Here is a 20632-nt window from a genome sequence, read left to right on the forward strand (position 1 = left end):
GTCTCCTTTTATTCGACTCGGCCTGATCCTACGCTTTTGCCGCCGGACCGGCCAGTGTCAGCACGGGCCACTCGCCCGCGCCGCGATCGGCCACCGCTAGGCCGTGCCGCGCATAAGCGTCGATCACGGCTTTGGACTGGGTATCCAGCAAGCCGGCAAGGATCACAGTCCCGGCCGGCGCAAGCGCCTGCGCAAAGTCGGGGGCAAGGTCGATCAGCGGGCCGGCGAGGATGTTGGCGATGATCAGGTCGAACGGCGCGCGCGCCGCAAGCAGCGGCGAATCCATGCCTTCGGCAACGCCCAGCAGCAATTCGTCCGCGCCATGACCGACAGCGACACGATTGATCGCGGCATTGTCGCGCGCGACGTCGATCGCGACCGGGTCGATGTCGGTCGCGATGCAGCGCGCGCCTGGCCACAGCGCCAGCGCGGCAAAGGCGAGCAGCCCGGTGCCGGTGCCGATGTCGGCGATATTGGCGAAACGGGCGCCGCAACTCTCCAAGGCGTCGAGCGCCGCGAGGCAACCCGCGGTCGTTGCGTGCTGGCCCGTGCCGAACGCCAGGCTGGCGTCGATTTCGAAATTGATGTGGCCGGGTTCGGGCGGGTGCGTGGGGGTGTGGACGGTGAAGCGCCCGGCGCGGATCGGCTGAAGCCCCGCCTGGCTCATCGTCACCCAATCGTCCTCGCCCAGCTGCTCGACCTCGGGCGTGCCATGCCCGAGCGCCGCAAGCGCGGCGAGGTCGCCAGCGCCGGGCGGGTGATCGAAATAGGCGTGGATCAGCCAGTCGTCGGGGCGGGCCGGATCGGGCTCGTCCGCGACCAGGACGGGCGGGCGCTCCCCGGGTAAATCAACCGTGTCGGCGACCGCCTGCGCCTGCGCCCGATTGCACGCCACCGTCACGCGCCAGCTCATTCGCTCGACGCTTCCTTCGCCAGCCGCTCGTCGAGCGCCTTCCCGCGCGCGGCGGCATAGTCGCGGCACGCTGTCTCTCTGGTCAGCGGTGCCTTGCCTGCCAGGCGATTTGCCATGTCGCTGGCCGAAGGATGCGGGGTGAGCAAAATATCGCATTCCAGCGCGGCCACTTTAGCCAGCCCTGCGCGGAAGGCGGCGACATAGTCGGGGTGATCGGCGAAGCGATAATCGTCGCGGCTGACGATCGACAGGCTATCGGCGTAGACGATCCGCCGGCACACGCCGCCGTCGCACGCGCCCCAATGCCAGGTCAGCGCGCCGGGCGTGTGGCCTGGAGTCGCGACGGGCGTCAGCTGCAGGCTGCCCAGGCGCACCGGCTCGCCGTCGGCGATCAGCTTGTCGACGCGCACACCGGCGAAGGGCGGGTGCATCCCCGCTTGCGGATCGCCGCGCCCGGGCGCGCCGGTATCCAGCACCGGAGCTGCGGCGGCCGAGGCGAACACCCGCGCGCCAGTGATCTGGCGCAGGCGCGACATGCCGCCGACATGGTCGAGATGCTCGTGGCTGCTGAGCAGGATTTTCACCTCGCTCGGCTGGAAGCCGAGGCGGCGGATGTTGCGGGCGATAAGGTCGGCGCCCTTGTCGGTGCCGGCATCGATCAGGATGTGCCCCGCATCGCCGGTAATGAGGATCGCGCTGATCCCGCAGGTCCCGACGAGGTAGGTGTTGGCGTGAATTCGTACCGGCGGGGCAGGGTCGTCCCAGCCGTCCTTGCCCTCGCACGCGCGAGCGAACGCCGGCCCCGCGGTCTCGATCGGCGCGCGCGGTTGCTCGACGATGCGCGGACGTCCCAGGGGCACCGAAATCTGGGCCGCGGCCAGCGCAAAGACGAGCGCCTTAGCGAACATAGCTGGCCCCGTTGACGTCGATGATGGCGCCAGTGGCGGACGCGGGCGCTTCGGTCGCGAGCCAGCGGATCGTTTCTGCCACCTCGTCGGTGGTCGCGACCCGCCCGAGCGGGATGTCGGCGAGGATCTTCGCGCCGCCGCGGCCTTGCAAATATTCCTCGGTCATTTCCGATACGGTGAAGCCGGGGGCGACCGCGAAGGCGAGCACGCCATCGCCGGCATAGCCGCGCGCGATGGTCTTGGTCATCCCGACCAGCGCCGCCTTCGAAGCCGCATAATGCCAATGGTCGGGGCTATCGCCGCGAAAGGCGGCGCGGCTGGCGACGTTGACGATCCGCCCAGGGATTCCGGTGTCAAGGAAGTGCGACACCGCCAGCCGCGCAAGGTCGGCGGCGGCTTGGAGGTTGATGGTCAGCGTACGCTGCCATGCGGCGCGCCACTCCTCGTCGGACGCATTGTCGGCGACGGCTTCATAAATGCCCGCGTTGTTTACCAGCACGTCGATCTGGCCGCCAAGCTCGTCGAGCGCGGTTTCCCAAATGCCGCGCGGCGCGGCGGGGTCCATCAGGTCGCCCGCGATGAGGACGTCGCTGCCAAGAGTCGAATGCCCGACAACGCGATGTCCGCGCTTCTTGAGCAAGGCATAAGTCGCGGCGCCGATGCCGCGGCTCGCGCCGGTGATGAGGATGTTCATGGCGTACCCTTATCCTCCCCAGCAGTTGCTGGGGAGGGGGACCATGCCTGTCCCGAGTGACGCCGCAGGCGGCGTCGAGGGGCGAAGCATGGTGGAGGGGTTCTCGCTGTCCTCGACGAAGAACCCCTCCGTCAGCCGCTGCGCGGCTGCCACCTCCCCTCGAACTCGAGGGGAGGATGACGTCTAGGCCGCCATCCCGCTGACGAACGCCTTCGCGGTCGAGGTGAAGTTGGCGATCTGCTCGGAGAAGCGGCCGAAGCCCTGCTCGACCTCGTCGATGTCGGTCGCGACATTCTCGGTGTCGGTGCGGATAGCGGCAATCGTCGAGCTCATCGAGTCGGCGGCAAGCGCGGTTTCGTCGACGGCGGCGGTGATCATCGTCACCGTTTGCGCCTGGAGCTCCATCGCCTCACGGATGCGGTCGGCGGAAGTCTGCACTTCCTCGACGGTGTCCTCGATCGAATTATTGGCGTCGACCGTCTGGCGCGTGGCCTGCTGGATCGCGGTGATCTTGGCGGTGATGTCGTCGGTCGCCCGCGCGGTCTGGCTGGCGAGGCTCTTCACCTCCTGCGCGACGACGGCAAAGCCGCGCCCGGCATCGCCCGCGCGTGCCGCCTCGATCGTGGCATTGAGCGCGAGGAGGTTGGTCTGCCCCGCAATGTCGCGGATGAGGCCGAGGATCGATTCGATCGCCTCGACGTGCGCCGACAATGCCTGGCTGACCTTGACCGCCTGACTTGCCTGCTCGCCGGCGCGGGTGGCGACGCCCGCCGCCACTTCGACTTCGCCGCGCGCATCCTCGATCGCGCGGATGAGGCCGGCGGCGGTCTGCGCCGCTTCGCGCATGGCGATCGCCGATTGCTCGGCGGCGGCGGCGACCTCGCTGGTCTTGCCGAGCATGCCGCGGGTGGAGGCCGCGGTTGCCCGGGTGCGTTCGGTCAGCGCCTTGGACTGGTCGGTGCTGGCGCGGACGAGGTCGCTCACGCGGCGCTCGAACTGGTCGCTTTCCCGGCCGCGCTGGTCGGCCGCCTCGATCGCCTCGAGCAAGGCGACCTGCGCCAGGATGATGTCGGTTTCGAAGCAAGTCAGCCGTTGAAAAGTGGTTACGCTCTGCTGCAGCTGGGCCTGGTCGCCGCCGAACCGCTCGAACAGGCGGTCGATGACTCGGCCGATCAGCTCGTCACGCGCGGCGATATAGCCTGGAACCGAGCTTCGCTCGCGGAAGATGCGGCGGCCATATTCGGCGACCGACTGGACCCAGTCGATATTCACCTTGCCGGCATAATGGCTTTCCAGCCGCTTGGCGGCCTCGGGGCCGAACTGGCTGCGCACTTCGGATTCGATGATGTCGCCGGCGTCCTGCCACAAACGGTGGATGTCCCGCTCCAGCGACCCTTCCGGATTATAGGCCGACAGCCGCGCGCTGACCTGTTCATCCGTCAGCCGCTGCAGCTGAACCGTTTCGCCACCCATCGCATCGTCTCCAGTGAATTCGCTCTTGAGACGCTCTTGCCGGACAATGGTTAAGACCGGGTTAGGCGGGGACGCGGTGCGCGCGCAATCTTGCCTCGGCGAAGGCGCGGTCCTAAGCGCATCGCCGTGCCGCCGCTCCGGGTGGAACGCAGCAATCATCGAGGGGCTGAATGGCCGAACCACATACCCGCCCGCTTTCGCCGCACCTGTCGATCTGGCGGTGGGGCCCCGGCATGACGGTGTCGATCCTCCACCGCATCACCGGCGCCGGCCTGTCGATCCTTGGCCTTGGCGTGCTTACCTGGTGGCTGATGGCGCTGGCCGACGGTCCCGAAGCCTATGGCACCTTCACCCAGGCCGCCGCGCACCCGATCGGGCTAGTCGTCCTGGTCGGCCTGACCTGGGCGTTCCTGCAGCACCTCTTCTCGGGCATCCGCCATTTGGTGATGGACAGCGGTGCGGGGTTCGAGATCAATATCAACAAGCGCTACGCCTTGCTGACCATCATCGTCTCGGTCCTGCTGACAGCATTGCTGTGGGCCTATCTGCTGGGAGTGATCGCATGAGCATCGGGCAAAGCGCCTCCCCGCTTGGCAAGGTCCGCGGGCTCGGCTCGGCGCGTGAAGGCGGCGAGCATTGGCTGACCGAGCGCGTCACCAGCGTGGCTTTGCTGCTGCTCGGCGTCTGGCTCATCGCCTCGCTGCTGATGCTTCCGGCGCGCGACGGCGCGACGCTGGTCGAATGGCTCCGCCATCCCAGCGGCGCAGTACCGATGGCGCTGTTGATCGTCACCGCCTTTCGCCACGCGCTCGACGGGATGAAGGTCGTGGTCGACGATTATGTTCATGACGAGGGTCTTCGCTTCGCCACCAACCTCGCGCTGCTGTTCCTGGCGGTCGGCGGCGGGGCGATGGCGCTGTTCGCGCTGGCCCGCATTGCCTTCGGAGTTGCGGCTTGAGCGCCTACAAGATCGTCGACCACACCTATGACGTCGTCGTCGTCGGGGCCGGCGGCGCCGGCCTTCGCGCCACGATGGGCTCGGCCGAACAGGGTCTGAAGACGGCCTGCGTGACCAAGGTCTTCCCGACGCGCAGCCACACCGTTGCCGCGCAGGGCGGGATTGCCGCCAGCCTGGGTAACATGGGCGCCGACCATTGGACGTGGCACATGTACGATACGGTCAAGGGCTCCGACTGGCTCGGTGACCAGGACGCGATCGAATATCTGACGCGCGAGGCGCCCGCCGCGGTGATCGAGCTTGAACATGCCGGAATGCCGTTCAGCCGCACCGCCGACGGCCGCATCTACCAGCGCGCCTTCGGCGGCATGACCCAGAACTTGGGCGAAGGTCCGCCGGCGCAGCGCACCTGCGCCGCCGCCGACCGCACCGGCCATGCAATGCTGCACACGCTCTACACGCAGAGCCTGCGCCACGACGCCGACTTCTTCATCGAATATTTCGCCATCGACCTGATCATGGAGGACGGCGCCTGCCGGGGCGTCATTGCCCTGTGCCTGGACGACGGGTCGATCCACCGCTTTCGCGCGCAGGCCGTGGTGCTGGCGACGGGCGGCTACGGCCGCGTCTATTTCTCCGCGACCAGCGCGCACACCTGCACTGGCGACGGCAATGCGATGGTGCTCCGCGCCGGCCTGCCGCTGCAGGACATGGAATTCGTGCAATTCCACCCGACCGGCATTTACGGCGCGGGCGTGCTGATAACCGAAGGCGCGCGGGGCGAGGGCGGCTACCTCACCAACAGCGCGGGCGAGCGCTTCATGGAGCGCTATGCGCCGAGCGCGAAGGACCTCGCCAGCCGCGACGTCGTGTCCCGCTCGATGGCCATGGAAATCCGCGAAGGCCGCGGTGTGGGTCAGGAGAAGGACCACATCTTCCTCCACCTCGACCATATCGACCCCAAGATCCTGCACGAGCGGTTGCCGGGCATCACCGAGACCGCGATGACCTTCGCCGGGGTCGACCTAACCCGCCAGCCCATCCCGGTCACGCCCACGGTCCACTATAATATGGGGGGGATCCCGACCAATTATCATGGCGAGGTGGTGACGCTGAAAGACGGCAACCCCGACGCCATCGTCCCCGGCCTGTTCGCGGTGGGGGAGGCGGCCTGCGTCAGCGTCCACGGCGCCAACCGGCTCGGCTCCAACAGCCTGATCGACCTCGTCGTGTTCGGCCGCGCTGCCGGGCATCGCCTCGGCGAAGTGGTCAAGAAAGGCGCGCTGCAGGATGAGCTGCCCAAGGACGGCGCCGACCTCGCGCTCGGCCGGCTCGACAAGTTCCGCCATGCCGAGGGCAACAGCCCGACCGCCGAAATCCGCCTCGAAATGCAGCGCGTGATGCAGGCCGATTGCGCCGTCTTTCGCACCGAGCGCACGCTTGCCGAAGGCGTGTCGCGCATCGACAAGGTGTTCGCGCGCATGGCCGACGTCCGCATCACCGACCGCAGTCTCATCTGGAACAGCGACCTGGTCGAAACGCTCGAGCTCGACAATCTGCTCAGCCAGGCCGTGGTCACGATGCACTGCGCCGAAAACCGCAAGGAAAGCCGCGGCGCGCATATGCACGAGGACTTTCCCGAGCGGAACGACGCCGAATGGATGAAGCACACGGTGGCGTGGTGCGACGGCTGGGGCGGCAAGAACGCCGGCGTGAAAATCGATTACCGCCCGGTCCACGAATATACGCTCACCGACGACATTCAGTACATCAAGCCGAAGAAGCGGGTTTACTAGGAGCCGCCGAGCGCAGGTGAGCGATTGCGCAGCAATCGGAAGCCAGCGCGTAGAGACGGCGACTAGCGGACGGCCTGCGCGGCTAGCCGCGACAGGACCGACGGCGCGGATTCACTCCGCGCCAGCAGTGTCGGTTAGAGACGCTTTGAGCTGAAAGCCGAAGTTGGACTCTCGAGTGTGTTTAGGTTTTTTGAACCGAGCATTCTTAAGACTGAACCGATGGCCACTCTTGAACTCAGGCGAGCACTAGCTCGGCCCGACGCCGAAACGTTGGTGCGGCAGATCGACGCTTATGCGGATTATTTTGCGACGGGTGAGGGCGAGTGGCCGGACGAGTGCGCAGACGATTTCGAATAAGTGCTTAATGCGGGTCCTGACGCTGAAAAAGCCCTCGCTTATGTCATTATCGCTGCATCACGCACCGATGATGCCAACTTCTTGCTATTCCTTGGGTGCGGTCCACTGGAAAACTTGCTTTTCTACGCCTCGCCAGAATTGATGCGGCGGATCATCGCCGAAGCCAGGCGGTCGGCAAGGTTTTGCTGGTTGCTAAGTTGTCCATACAAGATCGCGATCGATCAGGCCGTGTGGGAGCAAATCAAGCCGTTCCGCCAGACGGGCGAGCATGAGGAGCCCTCGCTAGAAACCTTGCCGCCGCGCAATGTCGCTTGAATTCGCGAGCACTGACGGCCGCAATGCGTTGACAGCAAACGTCTCTTCGGAGTCAGACTAGCTTGAGCGCCACCGCATACCTCGCCGCCTTATCCGCATAATGTGCCGCCGACGCGCGCAACGCCTGCCGCTCCGCCTCGCTCAGCTGCCGGATCGCCCGCGCCGGTGACCCGACGATCAAGCTCCCCGCCGGGAACGTCTTGCCCTCGGTAAGCAACGCCCCCGCGCCGACCAGACACTCACTTTCCAGCACCGCGCCGTTCAAGATCCGCGCGCCCATCCCAATCAGGACATCATCTGCAATCGTGCACCCGTGAAGGATCGCCTGATGTCCGACGGTCACGCGCGCGCCGATGGTCAGCGGGAAACCTGGGTCGCTGTGGCCGATCGCGCCGTCCTGGATGTTGGTGTCTTCGCCGATGATGATCGGCGTGTTGTCGGCGCGGATCACGGCGCCGAACCACACGCTCGCCCGCGCTGCGAGGCGGACGTCGCCGATCAGGTCGGCGGAGGGCGCCGCCCACGCGCCGTCAGCCAGGGCCGGCGCAGCGCCATCAATCTGGTACATTGGCATCCTTCCGCCTTAACCTAGTCGCTCTGGCTGCGGAACGCGCTCGAGCAACCGCAGCGTCTTTTCCGGGTAGGCGACGTCGGTTCCCGGCTCGAGCGTAGCCGCGGCGCCCGCAGCGACCGCGATGCGGAATGCCTCGGCCGGCGCCATCCCCTGCGCGAGGCCGTAGGTCAGGCCAGCGAGGAAGCTGTCGCCCGCGCCTACGGTGCTGACGGTCTCGACTTCGAAAGCCGGCAGGAAGAGGGTCGCGTCAGCTCCGATCAGCAAGGCGCCGTCGCTGCCGAGAGTCAGGGCGACATGCGCGGCCTCTCCACGCGCCACGACCGCAGCGGCGGAATCGCGGCTCATTTCCTCCTTGCTCACCTTGAGGACCGATATGCCGCCCGCAGCGAGCGCCGCGTCCAGCGCCGCGCCCGACGTGTCGAGGATGAGGCGTGCGCCGCGATCGCGTGCGGCACCGCCGATCTCGGCGTAAAAGTCGTCGGGAACGCCGGGGGGCAGCGATCCGCTGGCGACGAGCCAGTCGCACGAGGCGGCCACGACCGCCGCCCGGCACTGCGCCAGTTCCTCGGCGGTGATGGTCGGTCCTTCGGGAACGAAGCGGAATTCGCGGCCGCCCGAGCGCTCGTGCACGGTCAGGCTGGTGCGCGTGTCGTCAGCGATCCGCACCCAGCGCCGGACAAGGCCTTCGCGCGCGACCAGTTCGTCGAACGCCGCGCCGGTCGCGCCCCCCGCCAGGAAGACGGCTTCCACGTCGAGGCCCGGAGCCTGTCTTGAGCTTGTCGAAAGGCGCTGCAGCACGCGCGCGACATTGATCCCCCCGCCGCCCGGATCGATCCTCTCGCAGCAGGTGCGGATCTTCTTTTCCGGTTCGACTCGCTCGGCCTCGCTCGACACGTCGATCGACGGGTTGAGCGTCAGGGTCAGGACCTTCTTCGCCGCCATAACGGGGTTCATCGCAGATGCGCTGGCCGCTGTCACACCGCCGCTTCGGCACCCATCGGGCGCGGCGGCGTTGGCAAGGGGATGAGCAAGGATCCCCGGCCGTCGCGGACCGACTTTGCGGAAGACCGCACCATCCTGGCCAACGAACGCACCTTTGCCGGCTGGACGCGGACCAGCCTGGGGTGCATCGCGCTCGGGGTCGGCTTCCAGGCGCTGTTCAACCAATTGCAGCCGAGCTGGATACCGAAGGCGATCGCAACCGCCTTCCTGCTTCTCGCGGCATTGATCGTGTGGCTTGCGGAGCGCCGGTCGGCGGCGGTGATTGCGCGTCTTGATCCACACGTCGTCGTCAATGCCCGGCGGACGAACCTGCGCGTGATCGCCTTCTGCGTTTCGTTCGGGGCGGGGATGCTCGCAGCCTCGATCTGGCTGCTCATGTGATTGTCGACGGTCAGTCCGCCCATTGCGCGAGCAGCGCTCCGCTCGCGGGATTTTCCATGCGGATGCCGTCGAACCTGACGAGGATCAGGCAGTCTGGCGGGCGATTGGGTTCGGACACCGAACAGCGAATGACCTTGCCGTCCGGCCCCGCGCGAAGCCTGCCGGCGAGGACCAGGTTGAACCCGCTTTGGGCGATTCCGTCGCTGTCCTGTGGTGTCAGCACCGTTTCATACGGCCGCTCCAGCCGCCGCCCCGTGCGGGAATCGTCCACGGTAAAGATTTGTACCAGCCCGATCCGCTGCCCGGATGCGGGCGCGATTTGCAGCGGCGGTGCAGCTTCCGCCGCGGGTGCGGGCGCGGTCGCCGGGGATGCGGTTGGGACGGCTGGACAGGCTGCGGTCAGCAGCCAGGGCCGGCGGATCGAAAAACCGGAAGCCGCTTCCACAGCGCCGGTTCCAACCAGGTGGACAAGCCGGGGATCGTCACGGCCAATGTCCGGCCGCACAGTCAGGCGGATCGTCCGATCCTCCCCCGTTCCGCGCTCCTCGATGTTCGCGCGCACATCGCTTGCGGCGCCAGGGCAGGCGAAGCGCAGCGCAAACGCAAACGGCTTCCCATCCAGGGTCCGCTGGGCTTCAAGATCGCTTACCCCCGCCGCGGCGGCGCTTGCGGCTCGAGCCGTTGCCAGCAGCAGCGCCGCGCGGTCGAGCGGCGGCTCTGGGGTCGGCAGCACCGGCGAGGCAGCTTGGCTGTTGGTCACCATATTGCCCTCTGCCTCTGGGCCGGCATTCCGGTCGCATCCGGCGGTGAGAGCGAGGAACAGGACGCTTGGCAGGAAACGCAATATTGTCACGGGCAAGCCCTTAGCACAGAACGAATATCCTTCGGCATCCGCCAATCAAAGCAATGGCTTGGCCGTGATCGCGCAACGCTTCATAGCGGGCTCATGATTTCGGGCCAAATGATCACTTTGACGGTGCTCGTCGCCGTCGTTGCGGCGCTGATTTGGGATCGGGTGCGGTCGGACGTCGTTGCGCTCACTGGCGCTGCGGTCCTGCTGATGACCGGCGTCGTGCGCCCGGTCGAAGTGCAGGGGGCGTTCGCCAGCCCGGCGATCATCGCCCTCGCGTCGCTGTTCGTCATTGCTTACGCGATGGAGCTGTCAGGGTTGCTCGACGCGTCGATCCGCAGGCTGGTCGCCCTGTACCGCTGGATTGGCCGCTCTGGCCTGTGGGTCGTCATCGGCCTCGCCGGCGCGGCATCGGCGTTCCTCAACAATACGCCCATCGTCGTTCTCGGCGCACCCGTGGTTCGGGAAACGGCAAAGTCGCTAAACCTCTCGCCCCGCCGCTTCCTGATGCCATTGTCCTACGCGGCGGTGCTCGGCGGATGCTGCACGTTGATCGGCACCTCGACCAATCTGCTGGTCAACGACATGGCCGCGGTCGCCGGGCAGCCGCGCTTCAGCATTTTCGAAATCACGCCGGTCGGCCTGATCGTGGCGCTGACCGGCGGGCTGTATCTCTTGCTGGTCAGCGGCCGCCTGATTTCCACCGAGGGCGGGGAAGAACCAAGCGCCGAGGATCTTCGCGGCGGTCGCGAGCCGGGGCTTGCGGGCGGGCAGATGGGTGACGCCAGCGCCTTTGCCGGGCAGGTGGCGCTGAAGCCGGTCAAGGCCGTCGTTTCGCTGTTGATTTTCATCGCCGTGGTTGCGCTTGCGGCGATGAACGTCGCGCCGATCGCCGCCTGCGCGTTCGCCGGGGCGGTGCTGCTGATCCTGTTGCGCATCATCACCGCCGACGAAGCCTATCGCGGCTTGCGCCCCGACGTACTGATGCTGATTGCCGGGATGGTCGTGCTTGGCATTGCGCTTGACGTCAGTGGTGTCGCAAATGCCGCGACGGGGGCGATGATCGGCTCGCTCGATACCTTCAGCCCCTTACTCGCGCTGATCGTGATCTACGGCGTGACCCTGTTCGCGACCGAACTGCTGTCGAACGCGACGGTCGCGGTCCTCTTCACCCCCATTGCGGTGTCGCTGGCCGAAGCGCTGCAGGTCAGCCCGCGGCCGTTCCTCGTGGCAATCATGATCGCCGGCAGTGCCGCCTTCGCCACGCCCTTTGGCTATCAGACCAACGTCATCGTCTATCAGATGGGACGTTACAGCTATCTGGACTTCGTTAAGGTCGGGCTCCCGCTCAACTTCCTGACCTGGGCCGCCGCGGTCTTCGCCATCACGATCTACTTCCCCTTCTGATCCAAACCTTGCCCGAGGGAGCGCTCTCGGCTAAGGGGCCGACCGTCCGGCGGGCGCTCATTTCAGCGCGCGCGGCAGCCCGTCACTTGGCGAGCGCGTACGGTGCCCGGAATGTCCGGCGCCGCGACGCGCTTTTTGCCGTGAATAGGGTGCCGCGTGGGCGAGCATCCGCGGGGTGCCGCTTCGGCATGGTGCCGGGGCGGCAGTGCATGAAACCAGGTCCGCATGTGAAGGCCCGCCACGGTGGCGCGCCACGCGGCAGGCCCGACAAGAATACGGAAGACAACGACTTTATGGCGACCACGACTTTTCCCACCCGCGACGATTTCGCCGCGATGCTCAACGAGAGCCTCGGCGGCGAGAACGAGACCTTTGAAGGCAAGGTGGTGAAAGGCATCGTCACCGGCATCGAAAACGACATGGCGGTGATCGACGTCGGACTGAAGAGCGAAGGCCGCGTCGCGCTGCGCGAATTCGCCGCGCCGGGCCAGAAGGCCGAACTCAATGTCGGGGACGAAGTCGAAGTGTTCGTCGACCGGGTCGAAAATTCGGCCGGCGAAGCGATGCTGTCCCGCGACCGCGCACGTCGCGAAGCCGCGTGGGACAAGCTGGAAAAGGAATTCGAAGCCGGCAACCGCGTCGAAGGCGTGATCTTCGGCCGCGTGAAGGGCGGCTTCACCGTCGATCTCGGCGGTGCCGTGGCCTTCCTGCCCGGCAGCCAGGTCGATATCCGCCCGGTCCGCGACGTCCAGCCGCTGATGGACCTGCCGCAGCCCTTCCAGGTGCTCAAGATGGACCGCCGCCGCGGCAACATCGTCGTGTCGCGCCGCGCCATCCTCGAGGAAACCCGCGCGGAACAGCGCAGCGGCCTCATCCAGAGCCTCGCCGAGGGCCAGGTGATCGAAGGCGTGGTCAAGAACATCACCGATTACGGTGCGTTCGTCGACCTCGGCGGGATCGACGGCCTGCTCCACGTCACCGACATCAGCTACAAGCGCGTCAATCACCCGAACGAAGTGCTTGGCATCGGCGACACGGTGAAGGTGCAGATCATCCGCATCAACCGCGACACGCAGCGCATCAGCCTTGGCATGAAGCAGCTTGAAGCTGATCCGTGGGAAGGCGCCGCTGCCAAGTATCCGATCGAGGGCGTGTTCCGCGGCCGCGTGACGAACATCACCGAATATGGCGCCTTCGTCGAGCTTGAGCCGGGCATCGAAGGCCTCGTCCACGTCTCGGAAATGAGCTGGACGAAGAAGAACGTCCACCCGGGCAAGATCGTCAGCACGTCGCAGGAAGTCGACGTCAAGGTGCTCGAGGTGGACGAGGAAAAGCGCCGCGTGTCGCTCGGCCTCAAGCAGGCGCAGGAAAATCCGTGGGCCGCGTTTGCCGAGAAGCATCCTGTCGGCTCGACCGTCGAAGGCGAAGTCAAGAACGCCACCGAGTTCGGCCTTTTCGTCGGCCTCGAGGGCGACGTCGACGGCATGGTCCACATGTCGGACATCGCCTGGGGCGTCTCGGGCGAGGAAGCGCTGCAACTTCACCGTAAGGGTGAGATGGTCACCGCCCAGGTGCTCGACGTCGATGTCGAAAAGGAGCGCATCAGCCTTGGCATGAAGCAGCTCGAAGGTGGCGGCAGCGGCTCGGGCGGCGGCGCTGGTGCCGGCGCGGCGGGCGGCGTCAAGAAGGGCGAAACGCTCACCGTCACCGTCCGCGCGGTGCAGGATGCGGGCCTCGAAGTGCAGGTCGGCGATGATGGCGCGACCGGGTTCCTCAAGCGCACCGATCTTGGCCGCGACCGCGACGAGCAGCGTCCGGAACGCTTCCAGCCGGGTCAAAAGCTGGACGCCCTCGTCATCGGTTTCGATCGTTCGAAGAAGCCCAACTTCTCGGTCAAGGCGCTGCAGATCGCCGAAGAAAAGCAGGCGGTTGCGCAATATGGCTCGTCGGACAGCGGCGCGTCGCTTGGCGACATCCTCGGGGCGGCCCTCAAGGAGAAGGCCGAAGCTGCCACCGAAAAGAGCGACAAGGCCGAGAAGAAGACCAAGAAGAAGTAAGCTTGCGCCAAGGTGCGGAAGTCGAACGATTTCCGCACCTTGGCCCTCGTTTCCCGCTTGCAAGGCGGCGGGTTTCCTGACAGCTTCAGCTAGACGGTCGCCGCCGGGGGCGAAGGGCGACCGTAATTCCTTTGGCGGGGTAGCGATGATCCGTTCCGAACTGGTGCAGAAGCTCTGCAGTGACTTTCCCGACCTCACGCAACGCGAGGTTGAAGGCGTCGTGAGCTCGATTTTCGACTCGATCACCGATCAATTGGCCAAGGGCGGCCGGGTCGAGTTGCGCGGGTTCGGGGCTTTTTCCACCCGCAAGCGCGATGCGCGCGTCGGCCGCAACCCGCGCACCGGCGAATCCGTCTCGGTCACCGCCAAGCGCGTGCCCTATTTCAAGCCGGGCAAGGAAATGCGCGAGCGCTTAAATCTGCAAGAGGTTACAGCGGAGTAAGCCCGGCGTTTCGATGCCGGGCGTCCTTTGACCTGTGCGGACGTGGCGGAACCGGTAGACGCTGGAGACTTAAAATCTTCTGCCCCTAAGGGCGTGCGGGTTCGAGTCCCGCCGTCCGCACCAATCCCGAAATCCCCCTGATCCGGCGCGAGCGCGCTGGCCTTGCGAGCGCACGCTCCATGCCGCGCGCACGCCGCCGTCCCAACGCGGGACGGGGGACCGCAAATCCTAACAAGTCGTTTGCAGACGTAGTTAAAGCTGCGTTAGGATTTGACCATGGCTCGCCCGCGTTCCTCGCTTGGCCTTACCGTTCCACGCCATTCGGCGCCTGCCGCGCGCGCCCGCCCAGCGCCGCGCCACGCACGAGCCTTCGGGCGCCGTCAGAATTACGAAACTGTTGCCGTTGAGGCTCCCGCAAGGGCCAACGCCGAGCTGCGCCAGATGGTCAACACCTTCCTTGGCGGGCTCGTGTTCGTGGGCGTCCTGATCGCCTGACCGCGGTCAGCAATCGCAGGCCTGGTGCAGCTTCCAGCCGAGCCAGGCGGCGACCACGCTGGCGAGGGCGACGATCAGCAGGCTGTCCGCCACCGTAATCTCGAAAAAGCCGATGGCGACCGCCAGGATGCCCGTCGCCACGACCATCGCGCCCGAATTGACGATGTTGTTGGCGGCGATGGTCCGCGCCGTTTCCGACTTGGGCACGGTCGTGGTGAGGAAGGCGTACAACGGCACGACGAACATGCCGCCGGCGATCGCCACGCCGAGCAGGTCGACCAGCACCATCCAGCTGTTGGGCATGGTGAAGAACGCGCTGATCGACTGGAGCTCGCCACCGCTCACCGGCCAGCTGCGCACCCGCCGGAACAGGTCGAGGACGAAGACGCCCATGAACAGCGCCGAGATGGGGGAATAGCGCGCCGCCACCTGGCCCTTGAGCAGCCAGTTCACGAACACCGACCCGACCGCCACGCCAACCGAGAAGACCGCGAGGAACAGCGTCGCGACGGTCTGGTCGGCGCCAAGACTGTTCTTGACCAGCGGCGGGAATTGCGCGGCGAGCACCGCGCCCATCGCCCAGAAAAAGCTGATCGACAGCACCGCAAGAAACAGCCGCCGGACATGCATCGTCGCGCTGACCAGGCGGATCGATGCGCGCACGATGTGCCAGTCCATGCCGCGCTTGGGGAAGCCCTCGACCTCTGGCTCATCGACTGGCGGAGCGGGCGGGACGAAGCCGCCCGCAATCCGCCCAAGAACGGCGACGACCAGTACGCCGACCGCCGCCCATTCGGCATGGTAGCTGCCATCCGGATTCTGCAGGACAAGGATGCCGCCCAGGATCGTCCCGCCGAGGATGGCGATGTAGGTTCCGGCCTCGACCAGCCCGGTTCCGCCGAGCACCTCGTCGCTTTCCAGATGCTGAGGCAGGATGGCGTATTTGATCGGCCCGAAGAAGGTCGAATGGACGCCCATCGCCGTCAGGGCTGCGAGCAGCAGGGGGATGTTGTGGAGCAGCAAGCCTGCTGCGCCGAAGATCATGATCAGGATTTCGGCGGTCTTCACGATCCGCACGATCCGGGCCTTGTCATGGGCGTCGGCAAGCTGGCCCGACAGCGCGGACAGCAGGAAGAAGGGCGCGATGAACAGCCCGCCGGCAATCGCGCTGAACGTGGCCTCCTGCTCGGCATCGCCGTAGATGCCGTAGATCACCAGCATCACCATCGCGGTGCGGAACAGATTGTCGTTGAACGCGCCGAGGAATTGCGTGACGAAGATCGGCAAGAAGCGCCGCGTTCGCACGAGGTGAAGGGAATCGTGCACCGCTCGGCGTTGCCTACTTGTCCATGGTCGCTGACGGCGCCGCGACCGGGCGATAGTCGCGCACGAAGCGGTCGAGCAGGCGCACGCCGAACCCCGACAAGCCTTCAGGAACGGTCGGCAGGGACGACCCTCGCGAATCCACGCCGGCGATGTCGAGGTGCGCCCAAGGCGTCGTTTCCACGAAATAGCCGATGAAGTGCGCGCCGAAGCCAGCGCCGGGGGCACCGCCTTCGACGACATTCTTGATGTCCGCGATATCCGACTTCATGTCTTTGGCGTAATTGGGGTGAAGCGGCAGGCGCCACAATTCTTCGCCCGTCGCTGCGCCAGCCGCCGTCAGTTGCGCGGCAAGCGCATCGTTGCGCGTGAAGAGGCCGGCATATTCATCGCCCAGCGCCGTCGACACCGCGCCGGTCAGGGTCGCGACGTCGACAATGACGGCCGGGCGCAGGTTGCGTTCGGCGTAAGAGACGGCATCCGCCAGCACGAGCCGGCCTTCCGCATCGGTGTTGAGGATCTCGATGCTCTTGCCATTATAGGCGCGCACCACGTCGCCGGGACGCGTCGCCGACCCGCCCGGCATGTTCTCTGCCAGGGCGGCGATGGCGACCACGTCGACGGGGGCACGCGACTTGGCCAGGCTCAGCACCGTGCCGACGACCCCGGCGGCGCCAGCCATGTCGCCCTTCATCGCCCACATGCCGTTGCCCGGCTTCAGCGAAATGCCGCCCGAATCGAAGGTGATGCCCTTGCCCGCCAGCGCGACAAGCGGGGCGCCCGAAGCGCCGCGATAGCGGACGAGCAGCATGCGCGGTGGACGCGCCGAGCCTTTGCCGACGCTGAGGATTGAGCCCATGCCGCTGCGCTGCATCTGGGCTTCGTCGAACACCTCGATCGTCACGTTCGGCACGCCGCGGAACGCCGCCCGCGTGCGCTCGACGAAGCTTTGCGGGAAAATGACGTTGGCAGGCTCACGGATCAGGTCGCGCGAGAATAGGACGCCGTCGACAAGCGCGCGGCCGCTGCTTGCGAACGCCGCTTCGGATCCGGGCGCGGCGACGATGTTCATCGGTGCGTTCTGACCCGCGGGCTTGGGCTTGGCCGGGTCGGCGTACTTATATTTATCGAAGCTGTAGCCGCCGAGCCGCGCACCGACCGCAATGTCCGACGCCGCCGTCGCCCGGTTCACCGCCGGCAGGTGGTTGGCGATCACCGTCACGGGACCGTCGACATCGTTCGTCTGCTGCGCCGCGATGCCGCCGATGTCCTGCAGCGTCTTCGAGGTCGCGGGTGCGGTCCCGGCGCCGATGACGACGACCCGGCTCCACGGCCCGATGCCGCGCAGCACCAGGGTGCTGCCCTCCGTGAATTCGAACTTGTCCGCGGTCAGCGCGCGATCGACCGCGGCCAACGTGGGCGCGTCCACGGCCTGTGCCAGGCGCGCGACATCGCCCTTGCTTTGCATCGGCAGCACCAGCGCCGCGCCCTGGGCAGGGACGCTGCCAACGAAGGCGAAGGGTCGCTCAGCCCACGCTCCGGACGGCAAAGATAGCGAACAGGCAAGCAACGCCGCGGCGAACATCAGACGCATCGAAGTTCCTTCAGTACAACGGGAAAACCCGCAACTCCTTGGCTTCACTTCCGGGGCAGCACAAGTGGCGTCGGGACCCGCTGTCGCACCCCCTCTGCAAAAGCGCGAAAAGCAGGCTAAAGCGCAGCGGATGCTGACACTGCCCAACCTTCTCACCCTGTCGCGCATCCTGGCAGTGCCGATCCTCGTCTTCCTGCTGTGGAAGCCGGCGCCGTGGGATTATCTGATCACCTTCGTGCTCTACTGCATCGTCGGGATCACCGATTATTTCGACGGCTATCTGGCCCGCGCGCAGGGCAAGATTTCGCGGCTTGGCCAGTTCCTCGATCCCATCGCCGACAAGATCATGGTCGCCGCGGTGCTCGTCATGCTGATGGCCAGCCGCAAGGCCGACGGCGCAGACCCGATCATCCAGAATTGGGCGGTGATCCCGGCGCTCGTCATCCTGCTGCGCGAAATCACGGTCTCCGGACTGCGCGAGTACCTCGCCGAGCTGAAGGTGCTCGTCCCGGTCAGCGCGCTCGCCAAATGGAAGACGACATTTCAGCTCGTCGCGCTCGGCGCGCTGATCCTCGGCGGCGCGTTCCCGGACCAACCCTGGGTGCATCAGGTCGGGGTGGTCAGCCTGTGGGCCGCCGCGGCGCTGACACTGGTCACCGGCTACGATTATCTGCGGATCGGCCTCAAGCACATGGACTGACGCTAAGCGCTCCAGCCGGGATTGCGCCCGATTGATCGATTTTCCCCTTATCACTGACCAGTTTTAGTCGTTTCCGTCGATCGTCGGGGCGTCCTAGGGCAGCCTCGAACATTTATCGGCAGGAGAGGCGAATCATGGACGCGAAGACTGGTGAGATGGGCGGCTGCCCGATGGGCCACGGCGATGGCGGGGTCCGCGCGCTGCTCGGCCGCACCAACCGCGACTGGTGGCCGGAAATGCTGGCGACGGAAATCCTCAACCCGAACGGGGCGACCAACCCGTATGGCGAAGAATTCAACTATGCCGAGGCGTTCAACGCGCTCGACTATGACGCCCTCAAGGCCGATCTCAAGGCGCTGATGACCGACAGCCAGCCGTGGTGGCCGGCCGATTACGGGCATTACGGCCCCTTTTTCATTCGCATGGCTTGGCACGCCGCTGGCACTTACCGCACCGCGGACGGCCGCGGCGGCGCCAATAGCGGTCAGCAGCGCTTCGCACCGCTCGACAGCTGGCCCGACAACGGCAACCTCGACAAGGCCCGGCGCCTTTTGTGGCCGATCAAGCAGAAGTACGGCAAGAACATCAGCTGGGCCGACCTTTTCATCCTCGCCGGCAATGTCGCGATTGAGGACATGGGCGGGCCGGTGTTCGGCTTCGGCGGCGGCCGCGCCGACGTGTTCGAGCCGGAACGCGACATCTACTGGGGCTCGGAAGACAAATGGGTCAACCAGGGGGTGCAGACGCGCATCGCGCCCGAACATGGCATGCATGAGCTGGAAGGTCCGCTGGCCGCGATCCAGATGGGCCTCATCTACGTCAACCCCGAAGGGCCGGGCGGCAATCCCGATCCGCTCCTGTCGGCGCGCGATATGAAGGCGACCTTCGAACGCATGGCGATGAACCATGAGGAAACGGTTGCGCTGACCGCCGGCGGCCACACCTTCGGCAAGGCGCATGGCAACGGCGACCCGTCGACGCTCGGCCACGCGCCGGCCGGCAGCGATCTTGTCGCGCAGGGCTTCGGCTGGGTCAGCGGCGAGGAACATGGCGGCATTGGCGAGCATACCGTCACCAGCGGTATCGAGGGCAGCTGGGTGAACACGCCGACGCAGTGGAGCGAGAATTATTTCCGCCTGCTGCTCGATTATGAATATGAACTGGTGAAGTCGCCCGCGGGCGCACAGCAGTGGCAGCCGATCAACCAGCGCGAAGAGGACATGGCGCCGGCGGCATGGGACCCGAATAAGAAGGTCCCGACGATGATGACCACGGCCGACATGGCACTGAAGGTCGATCCGGAATTTCGCGTGATCAGCGAGAAATTCCGCAACGACCATGAAGCGTTCAAGGATGCCTTCGCCCGCGCCTGGTTCAAGCTGACCCACCGCGACATGGGGCCCAAGGCCCGCTACCTCGGCCCCGAAGTCCCGGCGGAAGACTTGATCTGGCAGGATCCCGTCCCCGCCGGCACCATGCCGTCGGACGCGGAGGTCGCCGCCGTGAAGGCGAAGATCGCCGATAGCGGTCTGACCGTCAGCCAGTTGATCAAGACCGCCTGGGCGTCGGCGAGCACCTATCGCAAGTCCGACCATCGTGGTGGCGCCAATGGCGCACGCGTCGCGCTCGAGCCGCAGCGCAATTGGGAGGTCAATGAGCCGGACATGCTGGCCAAGGTGATCGACACGCTGAACGGCCTTCGCGGCAACATGTCGCTGGCCGATGCCATCGTGCTCGGCGGCGTGGTCGGCTTGGAGAAAGCGGGTGCGGCCGGCGTGCCCTTTACCGGCGGTCGCGGCGACGCGACGCAGGATCAGACCGACGCCGAAAGCTTTGCGGTCATGGAGCCCGAGGCCGACGCGTTCCGCAACTATGTCGGCAAGAAGAAGCTGGCGGTGAAGACCGAAGAGATGATGCTCGATCGCGCCAGCCTGCTCGGCCTGTCGGTGCCCGAAATGGTGGTCCTGATCGGCGGGCTTCGCGTGCTCGGCGCCAACCATGGCGAGCGCGGCCACGGCCACTTCACCAACCGTTCGGGGCAACTCACCAACGACTTCTTCGTCAACCTGCTCGACATGACCAATGTTTGGAAGTCGGTCGAAGGATCGGACGATCAGGAATATGTCGCGACCGACCGGGCGGAGGGCAAGGAGCGCTGGCGCGCGACCCGCGCCGACCTCATCTTCGGGTCGAACAGTGAGCTTCGAGCAATCTGCGAAGTCTATGCCGAAAAAGGAGGGCAGGAGCGGTTCGTGACGGACTTCGTCAAGGCCTGGACCAAGGTCATGAATGCCGATCGCTTCGATCTTCCGCAGAACAAGCAGTCCAACACGCCAGTCGGCGTCGCCGAGCCCGCGCTCGCCGAATAGACAGCGTGCCGAAAGGCCGCGGCG

Annotated in this window: 21 protein-coding genes and 1 tRNA gene; 13 read left to right on the forward strand and 9 right to left on the reverse strand. The window is 66.2% G+C overall.

The window, feature by feature from the left end; genetic code table 11:
- Positions 1-28: 28 nt before the first annotated feature.
- From H9L13_RS04840 to H9L13_RS04855, 4 genes are all read right to left on the reverse strand, one after another.
- Positions 29-913, reverse strand: coding sequence for a 50S ribosomal protein L11 methyltransferase (locus tag H9L13_RS04840; protein ID WP_235091200.1), 885 nt, complete (start codon positions 911-913; stop codon positions 29-31).
- Positions 910-1821, reverse strand: a complete 912-nt coding sequence (bla, locus tag H9L13_RS04845; RefSeq protein ID WP_187539512.1) for a subclass B3 metallo-beta-lactamase — start codon at positions 1819-1821, stop codon at positions 910-912. Before bla ends, H9L13_RS04840 begins: the two co-directional genes overlap by 4 nt.
- Positions 1811-2515, reverse strand: a complete 705-nt coding sequence (locus tag H9L13_RS04850) for an SDR family NAD(P)-dependent oxidoreductase (protein ID WP_187539514.1) — start codon at positions 2513-2515, stop codon at positions 1811-1813. The genes bla and H9L13_RS04850 overlap by 11 nt, the downstream gene beginning before the upstream one ends.
- 183 nt (positions 2516-2698) lie before the next feature.
- Positions 2699-3988 (reverse strand): methyl-accepting chemotaxis protein, encoded by a 1290-nt coding sequence (locus tag H9L13_RS04855; RefSeq protein WP_187539516.1) that lies wholly within the window; start codon positions 3986-3988, stop codon positions 2699-2701.
- Positions 3989-4158: 170 nt separating this feature from the next.
- On the opposite strand from H9L13_RS04855, the gene sdhC reads away from it, so the two are divergent.
- From sdhC to H9L13_RS04880, 5 genes are all read left to right on the forward strand, one after another.
- The gene (sdhC, locus tag H9L13_RS04860; RefSeq protein ID WP_187539517.1) at positions 4159-4554 is read left to right on the forward strand and encodes a succinate dehydrogenase, cytochrome b556 subunit; all 396 of its coding nucleotides are present in this window, start codon (positions 4159-4161) and stop codon (positions 4552-4554) included.
- Entirely contained in the window at positions 4551-4946 is a 396-nt protein-coding gene (sdhD, locus tag H9L13_RS04865; protein WP_235091201.1) for a succinate dehydrogenase, hydrophobic membrane anchor protein, read from the forward strand. Before sdhC ends, sdhD begins: the two co-directional genes overlap by 4 nt.
- On the forward strand, positions 4943-6742 hold the full coding sequence (sdhA, locus tag H9L13_RS04870) for a succinate dehydrogenase flavoprotein subunit (RefSeq protein ID WP_187539519.1): 1800 nt from the start codon (positions 4943-4945) through the stop codon (positions 6740-6742). The genes sdhD and sdhA overlap by 4 nt, the downstream gene beginning before the upstream one ends.
- Positions 6743-6961: 219 nt before the next feature.
- Positions 6962-7099: a hypothetical protein gene (locus tag H9L13_RS04875; RefSeq protein ID WP_187539521.1), complete on the forward strand. Its 138-nt coding sequence runs from the start codon at positions 6962-6964 to the stop codon at positions 7097-7099.
- A complete protein-coding gene (locus H9L13_RS04880; protein WP_187539523.1) occupies positions 7100-7414 on the forward strand; it encodes a DUF6869 domain-containing protein in 315 nt (104 codons plus the stop codon).
- Between the two features lie 52 nt (positions 7415-7466).
- Here H9L13_RS04880 and H9L13_RS04885 read toward each other — a convergent pair whose 3' ends face one another.
- Positions 7467-7988, reverse strand: a complete 522-nt coding sequence (locus tag H9L13_RS04885; RefSeq protein WP_187539525.1) for a gamma carbonic anhydrase family protein — start codon at positions 7986-7988, stop codon at positions 7467-7469.
- Positions 7989-7997: 9 nt separating this feature from the next.
- A complete protein-coding gene (locus H9L13_RS04890; protein WP_235091202.1) occupies positions 7998-8930 on the reverse strand; it encodes a 1-phosphofructokinase family hexose kinase in 933 nt (310 codons plus the stop codon).
- A gap of 81 nt (positions 8931-9011) precedes the next feature.
- Between H9L13_RS04890 and H9L13_RS04895 the strand changes: the two genes are divergently transcribed.
- Positions 9012-9371 (forward strand): DUF202 domain-containing protein, encoded by a 360-nt coding sequence (locus tag H9L13_RS04895; RefSeq protein ID WP_187539526.1) that lies wholly within the window; start codon positions 9012-9014, stop codon positions 9369-9371.
- A gap of 10 nt (positions 9372-9381) precedes the next feature.
- On the opposite strand, the gene H9L13_RS04900 is transcribed toward H9L13_RS04895, so the two are convergent.
- A complete protein-coding gene (locus H9L13_RS04900; RefSeq protein ID WP_187539528.1) occupies positions 9382-10224 on the reverse strand; it encodes a hypothetical protein in 843 nt (280 codons plus the stop codon).
- Positions 10225-10317: 93 nt separating this feature from the next.
- Between H9L13_RS04900 and H9L13_RS04905 the strand changes: the two genes are divergently transcribed.
- The 5 genes from H9L13_RS04905 (at position 10318) to H9L13_RS04925 (ending at position 14622) form a co-directional block, all read left to right on the forward strand.
- A complete protein-coding gene (locus tag H9L13_RS04905) occupies positions 10318-11628 on the forward strand; it encodes an SLC13 family permease (protein WP_187539530.1) in 1311 nt (436 codons plus the stop codon).
- A gap of 293 nt (positions 11629-11921) precedes the next feature.
- Positions 11922-13685 carry a 30S ribosomal protein S1 gene (rpsA, locus tag H9L13_RS04910; RefSeq protein WP_187539532.1) on the forward strand — a complete coding sequence of 588 codons (1764 nt, stop codon included), beginning with the start codon at positions 11922-11924 and terminating at the stop codon, positions 13683-13685.
- Between the two features lie 145 nt (positions 13686-13830).
- Complete coding sequence (locus tag H9L13_RS04915; protein ID WP_187539534.1) at positions 13831-14127, forward strand: integration host factor subunit beta; 297 nt, start codon at positions 13831-13833, stop codon at positions 14125-14127.
- 36 nt (positions 14128-14163) lie between these two features.
- Positions 14164-14250: transfer RNA gene (locus H9L13_RS04920), tRNA-Leu, on the forward strand.
- 153 nt (positions 14251-14403) lie between these two features.
- Positions 14404-14622: a hypothetical protein gene (locus H9L13_RS04925; RefSeq protein ID WP_187539536.1), complete on the forward strand. Its 219-nt coding sequence runs from the start codon at positions 14404-14406 to the stop codon at positions 14620-14622.
- A 6-nt stretch (positions 14623-14628) separates the two neighbouring features.
- Here the strand turns inward: H9L13_RS04925 and H9L13_RS04930 are convergent, their stop codons facing one another.
- Together H9L13_RS04930 and H9L13_RS04935 are read right to left on the reverse strand one after the other, a co-directional pair.
- Complete coding sequence (locus tag H9L13_RS04930; RefSeq protein WP_187539538.1) at positions 14629-15948, reverse strand: MFS transporter; 1320 nt, start codon at positions 15946-15948, stop codon at positions 14629-14631.
- Positions 15949-15961: 13 nt separating this feature from the next.
- Positions 15962-17539 (reverse strand): leucyl aminopeptidase, encoded by a 1578-nt coding sequence (locus H9L13_RS04935; protein ID WP_187539540.1) that lies wholly within the window; start codon positions 17537-17539, stop codon positions 15962-15964.
- 130 nt (positions 17540-17669) lie between these two features.
- On the opposite strand from H9L13_RS04935, the gene pgsA reads away from it, so the two are divergent.
- Both pgsA and katG read left to right on the forward strand, forming a co-directional pair.
- Complete coding sequence (pgsA, locus tag H9L13_RS04940) at positions 17670-18239, forward strand: CDP-diacylglycerol--glycerol-3-phosphate 3-phosphatidyltransferase (protein ID WP_187539542.1); 570 nt, start codon at positions 17670-17672, stop codon at positions 18237-18239.
- A gap of 134 nt (positions 18240-18373) precedes the next feature.
- Complete coding sequence (gene katG, locus H9L13_RS04945) at positions 18374-20608, forward strand: catalase/peroxidase HPI (protein ID WP_187539544.1); 2235 nt, start codon at positions 18374-18376, stop codon at positions 20606-20608.
- The last annotated feature ends 24 nt before the right edge of the window (positions 20609-20632 follow it).

The organism is Sphingomonas lutea, from assembly GCF_014396785.1.
In the GTDB taxonomy this organism is placed as follows: Bacteria; Pseudomonadota; Alphaproteobacteria; order Sphingomonadales; family Sphingomonadaceae; genus Sphingomicrobium; species Sphingomicrobium luteum.

Coding starts and splice junctions, on each gene's coding strand:
- H9L13_RS04840 (WP_235091200.1), bottom strand. CDS start 913: ATGAGCTGGCGCGTGACGGTGGCGTGCAATCGGGCGCAGGCGCAGGCG.
- bla (WP_187539512.1), bottom strand. CDS start 1,821: ATGTTCGCTAAGGCGCTCGTCTTTGCGCTGGCCGCGGCCCAGATTTCG.
- H9L13_RS04850 (WP_187539514.1), bottom strand. CDS start 2,515: ATGAACATCCTCATCACCGGCGCGAGCCGCGGCATCGGCGCCGCGACT.
- H9L13_RS04855 (WP_187539516.1), bottom strand. CDS start 3,988: ATGGGTGGCGAAACGGTTCAGCTGCAGCGGCTGACGGATGAACAGGTC.
- sdhC (WP_187539517.1), top strand. CDS start 4,159: ATGGCCGAACCACATACCCGCCCGCTTTCGCCGCACCTGTCGATCTGG.
- sdhD (WP_235091201.1), top strand. CDS start 4,551: ATGAGCATCGGGCAAAGCGCCTCCCCGCTTGGCAAGGTCCGCGGGCTC.
- H9L13_RS04875 (WP_187539521.1), top strand. CDS start 6,962: ATGGCCACTCTTGAACTCAGGCGAGCACTAGCTCGGCCCGACGCCGAA.
- H9L13_RS04885 (WP_187539525.1), bottom strand. CDS start 7,988: ATGCCAATGTACCAGATTGATGGCGCTGCGCCGGCCCTGGCTGACGGC.
- H9L13_RS04890 (WP_235091202.1), bottom strand. CDS start 8,930: ATGGCGGCGAAGAAGGTCCTGACCCTGACGCTCAACCCGTCGATCGAC.
- H9L13_RS04895 (WP_187539526.1), top strand. CDS start 9,012: ATGAGCAAGGATCCCCGGCCGTCGCGGACCGACTTTGCGGAAGACCGC.
- H9L13_RS04905 (WP_187539530.1), top strand. CDS start 10,318: ATGATTTCGGGCCAAATGATCACTTTGACGGTGCTCGTCGCCGTCGTT.
- rpsA (WP_187539532.1), top strand. CDS start 11,922: ATGGCGACCACGACTTTTCCCACCCGCGACGATTTCGCCGCGATGCTC.
- H9L13_RS04915 (WP_187539534.1), top strand. CDS start 13,831: ATGATCCGTTCCGAACTGGTGCAGAAGCTCTGCAGTGACTTTCCCGAC.
- H9L13_RS04925 (WP_187539536.1), top strand. CDS start 14,404: ATGGCTCGCCCGCGTTCCTCGCTTGGCCTTACCGTTCCACGCCATTCG.
- H9L13_RS04935 (WP_187539540.1), bottom strand. CDS start 17,539: ATGCGTCTGATGTTCGCCGCGGCGTTGCTTGCCTGTTCGCTATCTTTG.
- pgsA (WP_187539542.1), top strand. CDS start 17,670: ATGCTGACACTGCCCAACCTTCTCACCCTGTCGCGCATCCTGGCAGTG.
- katG (WP_187539544.1), top strand. CDS start 18,374: ATGGACGCGAAGACTGGTGAGATGGGCGGCTGCCCGATGGGCCACGGC.